The organism is Gaetbulibacter sp. NE (genome assembly GCF_025548475.1).
Taxonomy (GTDB): Bacteria; Bacteroidota; Bacteroidia; order Flavobacteriales; family Flavobacteriaceae; genus Gaetbulibacter_B; species Gaetbulibacter_B jejuensis.
In genome coordinates this window covers 125,994-140,517 of record NZ_JAOQHY010000004.1, presented here as the reverse complement: position 1 = coordinate 140,517, position 14,524 = coordinate 125,994, and the positions used below count along the sequence as shown (strand labels likewise).

Annotated in this window: 5 protein-coding genes; all 5 read right to left on the bottom strand. The window is 34.9% G+C overall.

Features of this window, described 5'->3' with window-relative positions; all coding sequences use genetic code 11:
• Positions 1 to 16: 16 nt before the first annotated feature.
• Positions 17 to 1,432, bottom strand: coding sequence for an MBL fold metallo-hydrolase (locus tag OD803_RS07375; protein WP_262732961.1), 1,416 nt, complete (start codon positions 1,430 to 1,432; stop codon positions 17 to 19).
• Positions 1,433 to 1,495: 63 nt separating this feature from the next.
• On the bottom strand, positions 1,496 to 2,290 hold the full coding sequence (locus OD803_RS07370; protein WP_262732960.1) for a sulfite exporter TauE/SafE family protein: 795 nt from the start codon (positions 2,288 to 2,290) through the stop codon (positions 1,496 to 1,498).
• A gap of 98 nt (positions 2,291 to 2,388) precedes the next feature.
• On the bottom strand, positions 2,389 to 5,118 hold the full coding sequence (locus OD803_RS07365; protein ID WP_262732959.1) for a PQQ-dependent sugar dehydrogenase: 2,730 nt from the start codon (positions 5,116 to 5,118) through the stop codon (positions 2,389 to 2,391).
• A gap of 166 nt (positions 5,119 to 5,284) precedes the next feature.
• On the bottom strand, positions 5,285 to 6,256 hold the full coding sequence (locus OD803_RS07360; protein ID WP_129760686.1) for a PorP/SprF family type IX secretion system membrane protein: 972 nt from the start codon (positions 6,254 to 6,256) through the stop codon (positions 5,285 to 5,287).
• A 41-nt stretch (positions 6,257 to 6,297) separates the two neighbouring features.
• Positions 6,298 to 14,517, bottom strand: coding sequence for a T9SS type B sorting domain-containing protein (locus tag OD803_RS07355; protein ID WP_262732958.1), 8,220 nt, complete (start codon positions 14,515 to 14,517; stop codon positions 6,298 to 6,300).
• Between the last annotated feature and the right edge of the window lie 7 nt (positions 14,518 to 14,524).

Genomic DNA, 14,524 nt, shown 5'->3' with positions numbered 1-14,524 from the left:
TACCGATTTAATCTTTCTATTTTTTTAATGTACTAGGGCAAACCTCATCAGTTACTGGAATTCCTGATTTTTTTATTGCTCCAAATCCTCCAGCTACATCAATTAAATTATGAATACCTCTACTCTTTAAGATTGAAGCTGCTATAACAGAACGATATCCTCCTGCACAATGCACATAAAAAGTCTCTTCGTTAGGAAATTCTGCTAAGTGCTGATTTAGATAATCTAAAGGTGTAAAATGTGCAGTTGGTAAATGCGATTTTAAAAACTCGCCTTCTTTTCTAACATCAAAAACAGGAATGGTATTTGCTTCCATTCTATTTTTAAATTCATTGGCAGAAATTGACTCAATACTATCTGTTTCTTTTCCTGCTGCTTCCCAAGCTTCATAACCACCTTCTAAATAGCCTAAAGTATTATCAAAACCAACACGAGATAAACGTGTCACAGTTTCTTCTACTCTATCCTTATCAGCAACAATAAGAATTGGTTGCTCAACATCAGCAATAAGCGCTCCAACCCAAGGTGCAAAACCGCCATCAATACCTATAAAAATTGAACGTGGGATGTGGCCTTTTACAAATTCTGATTGATGACGAACATCTAAAACGATTGCTCCTGTTTCGTTTGCCAAAACTTCAAAGGCATTAGGAGACAATGCTTTTGTTCCTCTTTTTATAACCTCATCAATATCATCATAGCCTTCTTTATTCATTTTTACATTTAAAGGAAAATATTGAGGTGGAGGTAATAAACCATCAGTCACTTCAGCAATAAACTCTTCTTTGGTCATATCAGCACGTAAAGCGTAGTTCATTTGCTTTTGGTTTCCTAAAGTATCAACAGTTTCTTTCATCATGTTTTTACCACATGCTGACCCAGCTCCATGCGCTGGATAAACAATAACATCATCAGCTAAAGGCATGATTTTGTTTCTTAAACTATCAAACAAGAAACCTGCTAAATCTTCTTTTGTAATATCACCTGCTTTTTGAGCTAAATCTGGTCTACCTACATCACCTAAAAATAATGTATCACCACTAAAAATCGCATGGTCTTTACCGTTTTCATCTTTTAATAAATAAGTTGTACTCTCCATGGTATGCCCTGGAGTATGTAGAGCAATTATTGAAATATCTCCTATTTTAAACTCCTGATTATCTTCAGCAATTATTGCATCAAAAGCAGGATTTGCAAGCGGTCCATAAACTATTGGAGCTCCTGTTTGTTTAGAAAGTGTAACATGACCGCTAACAAAATCGGCATGAAAATGTGTTTCAAAAATGTACTTAATCTTTGCATTATCCTGAGCTGCCTTTTTAATATATGGACTCACTTCTCTTAAAGGGTCTATAATAGCAGCTTCACCATTACTTTCGATATAATAAGCACCTTGTGCTAAACAACCTGTATATATTTGTTCTATTTTCATAGTCTTTACGTTTTAATGTCATTAAATATTTTACAGTTTTGCAAAAATAACATTTGCTGTCTATTACTTTGCAAACTCTTTTATAATTATATAAACAGCCATGATAAGTACAAACCAACCAAAGCTCTTTTTTAGTTTTTTATTAGATACATACTTTGAAAAATAGCCTCCAAGTAAAATTCCTGCAATAGTTACTAGAGAGAATGTAATAAGAAATTTCCAGTCAATTACTAGCGTTTGCATATCTCCAAGAAAGCCTATCAACGAATTTATTGCTATGATTACTAATGATGTTCCTACTGCTTTTTTCATGGACAACCCAGACCATAACACTAATGCAGGAACATATAAAAAACCTCCTCCTGCTCCTATCAATCCAGTTACAGTACCAATTACCAATCCTTGAATAAAGGTTTTATAATACGGTTGAGGCACAAATTCGGTTTGAGTATCTCTTCTATTTTTTATCATTGAAATAGCAGCAAACAACATTACCAAAGCAAAAAACACCATTATGAGCATATCTTTAGTAATTGAAAAACTACTAGTACTAAAAATAACGTCTGGAATATTAGGAACTAAAAATCTTCTAGAAGCATAAACTGCCAAAAACGAAGGAAAACAAAAGAGCAATCCTGTTTTAAAATCTACTTGCTGTTTTTGGTGTTTTTGTATTACACCTACTACTGACGAAGAACCAACAACAAACAAAGAGTATGCTGTTGCTACAACTGGGTTATAGCCTAATAAATAAACTAGAAGAGGCACTGTTAATATTGAACCTCCTCCACCAATTAAGCCAAGTATAAGACCAATAACTAGTGCTCCAAAGTATTCAAAAAACAATAACAAATCCATATCTTATTAATATGAGACAAAAATAAGATAGATATATTAGTTTATTGGCAACTAATGTTACAAAAGCGAAATAATGAATATATACTAATAGTTTTGTTTTATTCTATCACTAGTTTTTTAACACTGGTAGAGTTTTCAGTTTTTATCTTAACTAAGTAAAGACCAAGAGGAAGTTCTAACTGTATTGGAACATTATTAGCTATTACAGACTCAAATACAGACTGACCTGTTAAGTTATATATTGCAATTTTGCCTTTAGCCTTCAGTCCTTTAAAAAACAGTTTTCCGTCTGTAGGATTTGGATACATTACAACTTGCTCCTGCGCTACAGGATTAATTGCTAATGTCTCTTCAATTGTATACGTTGCTTGGACATTAACCGAGTTTCCGCAATCATCAGACAAAGTAAATGTTACAGTTTCAAATGCATTACAACCAAGTGTGCCATCACTATCATGAGTCACAGTTGCGCTACTACAGTTGTCGGTTCCAGAAAAACTAGCTAACCAAGATTGAAAATCAGCATTAGCACTAGCTGAACATTCTACAGTAACATTAGCTGGTGTCGAATCCCATTGAGGGTTTGTGTTATCTTCAATAGTAAAAGTCGCGTCTTTAGTTATGCTATTTCCGCATTCATCAGACAATGTAAATGTAACAGTTTCTGAACCTGTTGCTCCACATAAGTCACTTAAACCTGTACTATTATGAGTTATAGTTGCAGCTCCACAAGACACTGTACCTGAAAAACTACTAAGCCAAGTAGCAAATGCGCCTCCTGGATCTGAAGTTCCATCACAGGCAACTGTCATATCAGTTGGTTCATTGGTCCATTGAGGTGCAGCAAATGTAATTCTACGCAACTCGCCTATGTAAATATTAACATAATACACAAAACCATCTAAAGGGTTTTGATACATATGAACAATTCCTAAACCTGTATTTAATGGTGCTAATTCTGAAATATCGCTTATCCAGTTTTGGGAGCCATCAGTTAATGTTGCAGTGTTAATCCAGTTTCTTACATAGTCCGTGAACAAAAACTTCCCATTCATGGAACTCCCAAGTGCGTCTCCTTGAATATAAACACCAGTTATGGCAGTATTTCCTCTAAACTGAACTCCAGTTGTAGGAGCTCCTGTAGTCCCTACTCTAGGATCAGTTGGAGTTGTTCCATTAAACCATGGCACACGTGCATCATTTGTGCTACCATGTCTCCAAGCTACTTCTGGTCTGTCATGTACAAAACGTCTCATTGCTGGATCAGCGTTATCAGTCCAATTGGTTGGTTGAGGACAATTACTTACAAAAAGTGCATTACCTTCATCAGGATTTGTAGCTCCACTATTATAATAACTATTAAGTTGTGTTTGTCCTTCATACAAAGGCCAACCACCATTTAAACCTCCTTTATCAAAAATGTGTAAATCTTCCCATACATTCCAACCAACATCAGCCACAAATATGGTTCCAGGATCACCATCAGCAGGATTAGTACTTCCGCTTCCTGGTAAAAGTGACATTCTAAATGGATGACGTAATCCCATTGCCCACATTCTAGATTCTGGTGCTCTAGGATTTGAAGCATTATAGTGAGGGTTAGAAGGCACACCATCTCCAGTAGCAGGATCTAAACGTAATACTTTTCCGCAAAGTGAAGTAATCATTTGACTTCTGAAAGCTCCAACATTTTCTTCTGGACGCATAATACCATCATTTATAGCTTGCTGATAATATGTTTCGTTAGCACTTCCAACATCAGTTGAAGAATAACTTGCATTATCTCCTGTTGACACTAATAAAGTTCCATCATCAGCAAAAATAACTGTTCCTCCTGCATGCGACTCATGTGTTAATGGCACTCCAGTAGAAACCGATTCACCTAAAAGCACAGTTCTTGATGTATAATCAGTTGTTAATGGGTTACTTCCAATATTTAATTGATAGCGAGTTAATCGGCTTATGGTAGCTTCATAATAATCATCATCGTTTGGATCGTAACTTGGAGTTCCGTAATTCATAAGATGTTCTCTATCTACCATATAATACATATACACCAATCCGTTATTGTCAAAATCTGGGTCCAAGCAAAAACTTTGAAACCCAAAATCTCTCCAATCTCCTACTTCATCTGAAATGTCTAAAACTGGTGTTGCTTGTTTTACATAAGTAGATCCATTCCAATTAGATACATAAACATGCCCTCTTTTTTCCCAAACAAACATTTTAGTACCATCATTATTAAAGACTACTCCCATAATGGTATTGTAGCCTGTTTGCACTGTCTCGTGATTGTAAGTAGGTGTTGGTGTATTTGAATATAATTGTACTTCTGATAATTGAATACTATTATCAGAACCACATTGCGTAGTGAAATTTATTCTATAGTATTGATAGTATGTTGAATTTGTAAAATTAAATGTTCTTTGATGAAATCTAGTTCCTACACAAGGAATGGATCCAGAAGCGATTTGTGTAAAGTCAGTTCCATTATTTGAACCTGAAACAGTATAATTTTGAGGATCTCTATTGGGAGAATCGTTTGCAGTAGTAATCGATATTGACGATGCAGCTTTTGGGTTTGCACCTAAATCTACTGTAAAGCCCATACCATCGGCATAATTAAAATCTAAAAACTTAGTGGATGTTGAACCATCAATAATATTTTCTACAGTTTCATTTGCTGGAGAATTTACAGAACCTAATTCTGTAACTGTCATAGCTGGTGAAAAAATAGGCGTTTGCGAAAATGAAAAGCTAACAAGTAAGAAAAAGAAGCTTAAAAACGAAATAGTCTTAGAATAAGACTTAATATAATAGCAAAACATGTCTAGTGACTTTAAGTTAAAATAAAATGATTTGCTATTAATCTTAATCCAAATGTAGGGATAAAAAATTAATGAAAAGAAATAATCTCGATAAGTCGTTTAAATAGGCTTTAAACTACCATATTTTAACAATAATTAACTAATTACCAACACATAACACCTAATATTAATGTACAGGATTTTGTGCACATGGACAGTTACTAATTCCTTGTAGAAAATCAAACCCAACAGTTATACTATGCGTACCAGAGTTGTAACCAGCCAAATCATTAATTGTAAACTGATAGGAATACGCAAAATAAAACTTTGACTTCATGATACCTGCCATAGGACCAATATTTAAAGGTTTAAAAAACTGGTCGTTAAGAAACCTATAGGATGCTCCAACCCAATAATAATCTTCATTTCTGTTATACTTTCGGTATTTGAAGTTGATATCAGTACTTGAACGCTTATCACTATTGAATAGTTGATAGTAAACAGACGGTTCAAACTCTACTCTTTTATTTTGCTTACTCTGAATGATTAAACCTGAATATAATTGAAAGTTTAAAAGTAAACTTGGTTCTATTCCAACAAAATCATCAATTTCTTTTTCAAGAATATTGTTAGCATTTAAGCTAAAATAAAATCCTTTGTATCTATATAAAGCTCCAATATCAAAGTTATTGTTATTAATTGCTCTATCATCAGTGATACTTGGATCTACAATAGGAATTTCGTAAGTAGGTTCAAAATTTTCAATATCAATTCTAAAGCTATTAATATTATAAGAAACACCAAATGACAGGTATTGCTTAGATTTATAATCTAAAATAAGGTGATGCGCAAAAGAGAATTTAACTCCTTTTTGACGTGTATTTCCGTTTTTATCATTGTACAACGACAAACCAACTCCTGAACGGTCTGCAATTCTAAAATCGGCATAAAGCGCTTGATTATCAGGAGCGTCTTTAATACCAACCCATTGTGTTAATCCGTTGGCTCTAATTCTAAAGTTATCTCCAATTCCTGCATAGGTTGGTGAGATAACAAAACTATTGTCGGCTAAATACTGTGTCCAAACTGGCAAATTCAACTCTTGTCCATAACCATTTATGACTACTAAAAACAGAATGTATTTTATAATTTTTTTCATGAAATTCCTTTTTTATTAAAAGACCATTTAGACCTTAACTATTATCTGTAAAGTGTAAAGTGTCCTACAAAATCTCTATCATCTACTGAACTATTTAACCTAACCACATACCAATAGTCTCCAGTTGGCAACTCGGTATTATTATATCTACCATCCCAATATTGTCCTTGTCTATAGGTACCTACTTTACGACCATAGCGATCAAAAATGTCGAACTCTAGATTAGGGTAATTTTGAGTGCATCCTGGAGCCCAATAATCGGTAACTCCATCTCCATTTGGTGTAAAGTAATTTGGAATACATATATCTATATACTCCATAACTATAGTAGCCGTTGCAGTACATCCACTACTATCAGTTACAACTACTGTATATTCACCAGTTTCCATAATGATAAACGTATTAACATCACCATAATCTTCATCATTAAGTGAGAATTGATAATCTCCTGTTCCACCAGAAGCCACAGCTATTATTTCATTTATTTCTCCTTGATTTAAAACCAGAGTTAATGGCTCATAGCTTTCAATATCGAAAAGTTCAGTAGTTTGAATACATCCATTAGTATGTCTTACATCTACATAATTGCCAATACCTGAAGGTACATCTACAAAGATGTTGCTTGTTTGGTATGGTCCGTTGTTTAATGAATAGTCCAAATCAGCAGGATCAACATCTCCTGTAACTGTAACAATAACACTATTTGAAGACGCATTGTCTACACACGCATATTCAACTTCTACTGCTGGTTCAAAACTTATAGCTTCAGGAAAAGTTATATTCCATTCAGATTCGCAACCTTGACTATCTCTTACAAAAACAATATGGTCGCCTCCATTTAAATCAGTAAAATCAAATTCTGTTTGAGTTGCTGTTCCTGTAGTGTATGGACCATCATAATCATCTAAACTCACACTGTAAGGCGCTGTACCACCTGAAATTTCAATACTGAATTCTCCATTAGCATCACCTTCACATAGTTCAGGGAACATAGAATCTGGAACAATACTAATAATTACAGGTATTGGCTCTTCAATGGTGAAATTGTAAGTTAAATAACAACCTAACTCATCTTGCACAATAACATCATAAGTTCCAGGAGCTAAATCATCAAAAATATTCGTTTCAAAAAACTGATTAAGTTGAGGCGAAATCGCATACATGATAACTCCTGTTCCTCCTGTAGCTGTTATTTCTAAAACACCATCATTTGCTCCTGTACATGTTACATCGGTCACTGTAAACGTCGCGTCTAACATTTGAGATGGTTCAGTAATTGTTATTGGTGCAGAAACTGTACTACAATCTCCACTTTCAACACTAACTACATATGTACCTGCAACAAGTTCGGTAAACATTCCTGGTGTATTTTGAGTTGCAGAAATTGGGTTACCAGAAGTATCTTGTAACGTGTATACATAGTTTCCTAAACCTCCTTGAGCAGTTGCAATAATAGATCCTGTATTATCTCCAGCACAATTTATAGTTGGATTGTTAGAATACAAGTCGATTTCTAAATCTAGAAGAGGGTCAATTGTAATTTCATTGGACACATTAGCTACACAACCATTGGCATCCATAACATAATATTGATACGTTCCTACTGGAACTGAAAATGTTGTAGAGGTTGTAAACGTTCCTAATATTGTGGCAAACGAACTATCGTTACTGTAGTTATATGTTCCTGTTCCACCAGTTGCACTCAATGTTAATGTTGATTCTATTAAACAAGTTTGAGTACTAGCAGTCACCAAACTAGCTTGTATAGGTGTTGGCTCATCAATCACTATATCTAGCGAAGTCATTTCACAATTATATCCATCGTTTATAACTACTGAATATGTACCAGCTCCTAAATTTGAAAACACATTAGACGTTTGTGGTCCTGATGAGCTAGGAGTTGGTAAAATAGTGTTTAAAGTATATGTGTAATCACTTCCTTGACCACCAGTAACATTTGTTACTGTAATTGTAGCGTTTTGATCACCAAAACAAGACAATACTGTTGTACTTGGCGTAAACGTTGCATTAATAGGTGTTGGTACTTCTAGTGTAATAGTTTCAGAAGCTATACAACCTCCAGCATCCATTACATTTACTGTATACGTACCTGCAGAAAGGTTTTCAAACATTCCGTTTGGAGAATACGCGACTGTTGCTGCTCCTGTTAGTTCATACTCATAACTTCCCCATCCTCCAGTAGCGATAGCAGTAATAGTCCCTAGGTTATCGTCACAAGTTACATTTGAAGTTTCTGAAACTGTTAGTGTTAACGCTTCTGAAGGTGAAGAAATAATCACACTCTCAGTTGCACTACAAAACGGACTTTCAGTTTCTGTGATAACAACAGAGAAAGTTCCTGCAGTCATTCCTGTTACAGTTAATGGGTTTGTAGCTGTATTAGCATTAACTGCTCCAGTTACTGAAGTTCCAATGCTATCAAACACTTCATAAGTATATGCTCCTGAATATCCACTAACATTAATATCAAAACTTCCTGAAGTATCTCCAAAACAGGTTACAGCAGTTGGCGTTGTTGTAAATGTAGGTGCTATTGCTTCAGGTAACGATACTGTAACTTCTTCAGTACAAGAGGTAACTGTATCAGTTACTGTTACTGTATAAACTCCAAAAGGGAGTCCTGAAATTACATCTCCAGCAATACTCACAGAAGCAGGATTAGGGCTTATGGAATAAATATAAGAACCTGATCCTCCTGATACTGACATTGTAATTTCACCATCATCATTATTACAGGTAGGAACCGTATTTACTGTTGGCGTTAATCCTAAAGGTGGCTCAATTGTTACTGAAACTAAGTTTCCACAACCATTGACATCGTTTATTTCAACAGTATGTGTTCCTGAGTATAGATTTGAAATTGTAAATGGAGCTGTTAGTGTTTGAAATGCACCTCCATTAATACTATAACTATAAGGAGCAATTCCTGCAGTTGTTAGTGCTACTTCAATTTCAAAATTACCTTCTTCTGTTGTACATTGATCGTTTAATGTTGCTGTAATTACAGGAGAAGAATCCATAGGTAACACAACAACAGGACTTGTTACTACACAACCATAAGCATCAATAACATGTACATAGTAACTTCCTGCATCCATATTAAATGTACTTACTGAACTCCATGAAGGATCGTTAGCTGCTGGAGCAGTTGCTGTTGTTGTAATTTGATATTGATAAGGCGCTGTTCCATCATGACCAATAGCGCTAATAACACCTGAACTTGGGTTACAGTTAGCGTTTTGATCTACTGAAGTAGTTAAACTTAATGGAATTGCAGATTCAGTAATATTAAAAGGAGCAGTTACCACACTACAGCCTGCATTGACTCCTGAAGTTTCAGTAATTAACACATAGTAGTTTCCAAATGGTAAAGGCCCTAAGTTTGTAACATTTAGCGAACCTCCTGCAGTAACTGTTCCAGAACCTGTTATTCCTGTATTTTGTTGTGATATGGCATCAAATATTGTATAATCTACTGTTACATCAGTCCCATAAATACTGTTTACAGTAAACGATACATTACCATCGTCACTTCCTGTACAAGTTATATTATTAAAACTCTCAGCACTTATTGACAAGGTTGAATTTGTAGGTATAGGTGCTGTTGCAGGTTCATAATAACTACACATAGTAGAGGCATCATATACAATAAAAGTATAGGTAACTCCAGGTGTTAATCCAGTAAATGTAGCTGATTGACTTCCTGGTGAATCTTCAGGAATCCACGTTCCTGCAGGATTAGGATATACCGAAGTAGGTCCTTGGTAAATACTGAAAAAGAATGGACCAAGACTTGGTAAACTAGAACCAATACTTACTACTGCTTCTCCTCCTAATGCACAATCTACCGAAGTACTAATTACAATATCTAAATCTGTAGGTGGAGACGCTACTAATACATCTTGATGTAAAACCGAACAACCATTAGCATCGACTACATTAATTTCATATAAACCAAAATCAACCACATCAAAACTTACCGAAGTTGACCCAGTAGCATTCAATTCAGAATTTGAATAACCATTAGTTCCTGTTACAAAGTAATTGTAAGGAGCTGTACCACCTACAACGCTATCAATAATAATAGAACCTTGAGACACTCCTCCTGCTGTACACGTAATATCAATGGTATGATAATCTACTACAATTGCATCAGGCTCATTTATAGTAATGGTTTCAGTGCCTGTACAAGAATTAGCATCAGTAATAGTAATAGTGTAAGTTCCTGCTTCTAATCCTGAAGTTTGCGTACCATAATCTGTAGCTGTTGTATCATTAAATACATTTATTGTAAAAGGAGGCGTTCCTACTGAAGGATCAATTGTAATATCAATTGCTCCATTAGTATCTCCATGACATAAAATAGGCTGAGTTTGAACCACAGCACTTATTGCAGGAGGAACAATTGGTGCTACAGTATGAATTACAGATTGAGCTGTACATCCATTAGCATCAGTAATTTCAAATTGATAAGCTCCTGGAGTTGCAGTTGTATAGGTAAATGTTGTTCCTGTTGCTCCTAAATTACTAAACGCTCCACCATCAATAGATACTGCATAAGTAAATGGAGCTACTCCACTTGATATTGTCCCTTCAATTACAGCATCAGGTGTTGCTGTACAATCAAGACCTTCAACTAAAACTGTATTTACCGAAACTACTGGCAAAGGATCTATAGTATAAGATTCTGAATATTCACAGTCATTTTCGTCTCTTACTTGAAATGTATATGTTCCTGGAGCTAAACCTGAAAATACATTTGACGTTTGGTAAGATGTTGCATAAGAAGCTGGAGCAGTAATTTGATATTCTAAAGTTCCTGTTCCACCTGTTACACTTGTAATTGTAACAGTTGATTCATTTGTTGGACAAGTTAATGGTGTATGACTAAAGGTTAAATCTGTTGGAGGATTCAACGCATCAATTGTAATTGTATTAGTAATAAAAGTACATCCACTTGCATCTTGAATAGTTACAGTATACGTTCCACTAGTTAATCCGCTAAAAGTATTACCTGACTGAAAATTAACACCATCAATACTATAAGTATAAGGTGGTGTTCCACCTGTAACTCCTGTAACTGTAATTGTTCCGTTTGTTGTACAAGTATAAGGTGCTGATAATTCTGCTGTACCATCAATAGGGTCTGCTGAAGTAATTGTTACCGTTTGAGGATCAGTTAAACAAACCGAAGTTCCTACCGTATATTGAACGACTACATCATAATCTCCTTCTGAAAGTCCAGAAAACACTGAGGAGTTAGAAAAAGTCGTTCCACCATCAATACTGTATTGTAAACTATTACCATTAGTATTGGTCACATTTATGGTAATTGTTCCATTTGACGAACCTGAGCAAGAAATATCTGTTGTTGCAATGGTGAAATCTGGAGCAGGAATAGCATCTACAGTAATAGTTGTTTCTGCTGAACAGTTGTTAGAATCTATTACTAAAATATCATAAACTCCTGGTGAAGTAACTACAAATTCAGGTACAGTTTGGAAATCTGTTGTACTATTTATAAAATAAAAATATGGAGCTGTTCCACCTTCTGGATAAATAGTAATTTCTCCATCACTACATGTTAAAGGTACGGTTACTGCTGCAGTAACAGTTAATAATGGTGGCTCGATAATTTCTATATCTTCAGTATGTAAACAACCATCTTCAGTTTCTATATTAACTGTATACGTTCCTGGGTTTAAGTTTGCAAACGTATAGTTGTTTTCGGTAATAGGACCAACACTATTTACTAATGTTCCTCCATCATATATTGAGAAGAAGTATTGAGGATCAACATCATTAGCAGCTAAGTGTACACTTCCTAAATCACCATGACACAAAGGTTGTGTTACTAAAGTTGAAACTGTAAAATCACGTTCTAAAATTTGAACATCTGGTACAGTAAACACACATGGATTTGTTGACACTCCAATTTGTCTAATATATACAGTATAAAGTCCAGGAGTTGTTACTGAAAACACATTGCTTGTTTGATAATTTACATCATCTAAACTATACTCATAACCATTTGGCACATCTAAAACCGTAATACTTCCTGGTGTTGTACAAATAATATCAGTCGCAATTACCGAAGGACTTAAAAGATTTTGATATACATTGAAATAGAATTGCACAAAACAACCACCTTCATAATTAATAGTTAACCTAAATTGACCTGCTGTGTTTGCTGTAAAGTCTGAACCTGTTGCTACTTGATTCCAAGTACAAGCATCGTTTTCGTTAGCACAATCGTCATCAGTTACAGGAGCACAACTCGATTCATCTAATTGTTCCCAAATTATTGAGGTGGCTCCAGCAATATCAGTTTCAATTTCTCTAAAATCATTTGCTCCACATAAAAATATATTTGGTAATAATTTTCCATCGTTTGGACAAGTCACCACCTCATCAGCATAAGGAATAACAGGGTTCGTTAAGTTATTACCTCCATAAAGCCCAACAACATATTCTTGCTCAATAGATTGACAAGGTGCTAATGCAGTATTAAAAGAATAATATGTACCTGTGTTTGTAACTGTAATGGTTTGTGTAGTCCCAATTACAGGAGTTCCTGTTGGACTTGTTGACCAAGAGTACGAATCATAACCATCAGCTGCAGTAAGTTCAACACTATCACCACATAACACTATGTTTTGTGTAAACGTACAATCTAAATCTGCTAAAAAGTTTGTGGCTTGAGGAGTAATTAAACATCCTGTATTACTACTTAAACTTGGGTCATCTGTAATTGTGAAATTAGGATTAAAAAAACCACTGTAAGACGCAAAAGCTTGATTACTTACAATGTTTGAACACGCATCAGCCAACTCATTACAAGTATCTACAACTTGAACTTCAATTCTAATTTCGTAAACTGGATCATTTTCTTCAACTAGATAGTCTTCAATATCAAATATAATTTCTCGAGTAGTAGGATCGTAACTTACAACTGTAACTCCTGGAGGTAAAACCAAATCCTCTGGGTAATTAAAAATAATATTTACCGGAAGAATATCCCTTATTTGAAAATTTGTAGCATTATCATTTCCTGTATTTTGAAAACCAATAACATAATTTAAGGACGCTCCTAAACCAACAGTTTGCCCTCCAATGTTGTTTCCTGAGTTGTCCTCTACAATTTTTGTAAGTACAATATGTGGCTCAATAATTTCTACTGCAAATGCGAAAAAGTAAGGAAAATAAGTGTCACCACTTGTTTCTAACCTAATTACTGCAGATGTAGCATCGTTAGCAATTACTGTATTTCCAGGATTAGGAACAGTCATTACACCTGTGTCAAATCCTAATGTATTGGTACTATTAGGAACTCTGTTATTTACAGGTGTTGCATCTAGTTGCGTTACAGAACTATTAAAAAAGTTACCTACTGGTCTATCTGCAGTAGATAATGGCACACCATTAAGTAACAAACGGTCTCCTAAAATAGGCTTATCTCCTTCTAAAGTTGCAAAAGCAAAATTTGCTCTTACAGGAGCAGGTGCTGGAATAGTTCTAAATCCACTAACAGGAATATCAAGATTTGGATTACCTCCTGCAACACTAATTGCACTAAAACCGTCAAAACTGGTAATTGATTTACCAGGTAGTGTTGGGTCTTCATACACAACAAAAAGTGACCATCCAGCAGATTCTCCGGTTCCATTATATGGACTATAATCAGACGATTCTCCCTCAGCTGATGACACATTTGCTACAGTATAAGTTCCCAAATCAACACCAGTTCCAAAACTTGTTACAATACTGGTTACATCAGCAAAACAAGCATAAGAAAAGCTGTCTCCTCCATCAACCGAACTACCATTTGCATCATAAATTACTGTACCAGTAATATCATTATAACCTCCAACAGGACCTCTTAACTTAACATTTGTAATTGGTTCGTCACCAGGATTTACTGCTCCCCAATATAAACCAGCATAAATAATTTGGTAACAGTTTGGGTTAGGAATTTCTAAATCAGCACTTGAAGAAGAAAACGTTGTTGGGTCTCCATCAATATCAATATAAGTCATATTAACATTGTGGTTATACACCGAGTTATTATTAAACGCATTATTATTTGGTCCAAGAATATTGTTACCTATAAGCACAATATCACCTTTTAAATCTTCATTGAATCTTGGTGTAAAAGGCTCGTAGTTTTGGGCATAACATTGTAGGCCTAAAAACAATAATGAAACTAAGGTTGCTAGTTTAGAAAAAGTAGGTTTTTTCATGGTATTC

Coding starts and splice junctions, on each gene's coding strand:
- OD803_RS07375 (WP_262732961.1), bottom strand. CDS start 1,432: ATGAAAATAGAACAAATATATACAGGTTGTTTAGCACAAGGTGCTTAT.
- OD803_RS07370 (WP_262732960.1), bottom strand. CDS start 2,290: ATGGATTTGTTATTGTTTTTTGAATACTTTGGAGCACTAGTTATTGGT.
- OD803_RS07365 (WP_262732959.1), bottom strand. CDS start 5,118: ATGTTTTGCTATTATATTAAGTCTTATTCTAAGACTATTTCGTTTTTA.
- OD803_RS07360 (WP_129760686.1), bottom strand. CDS start 6,256: ATGAAAAAAATTATAAAATACATTCTGTTTTTAGTAGTCATAAATGGT.
- OD803_RS07355 (WP_262732958.1), bottom strand. CDS start 14,517: ATGAAAAAACCTACTTTTTCTAAACTAGCAACCTTAGTTTCATTATTG.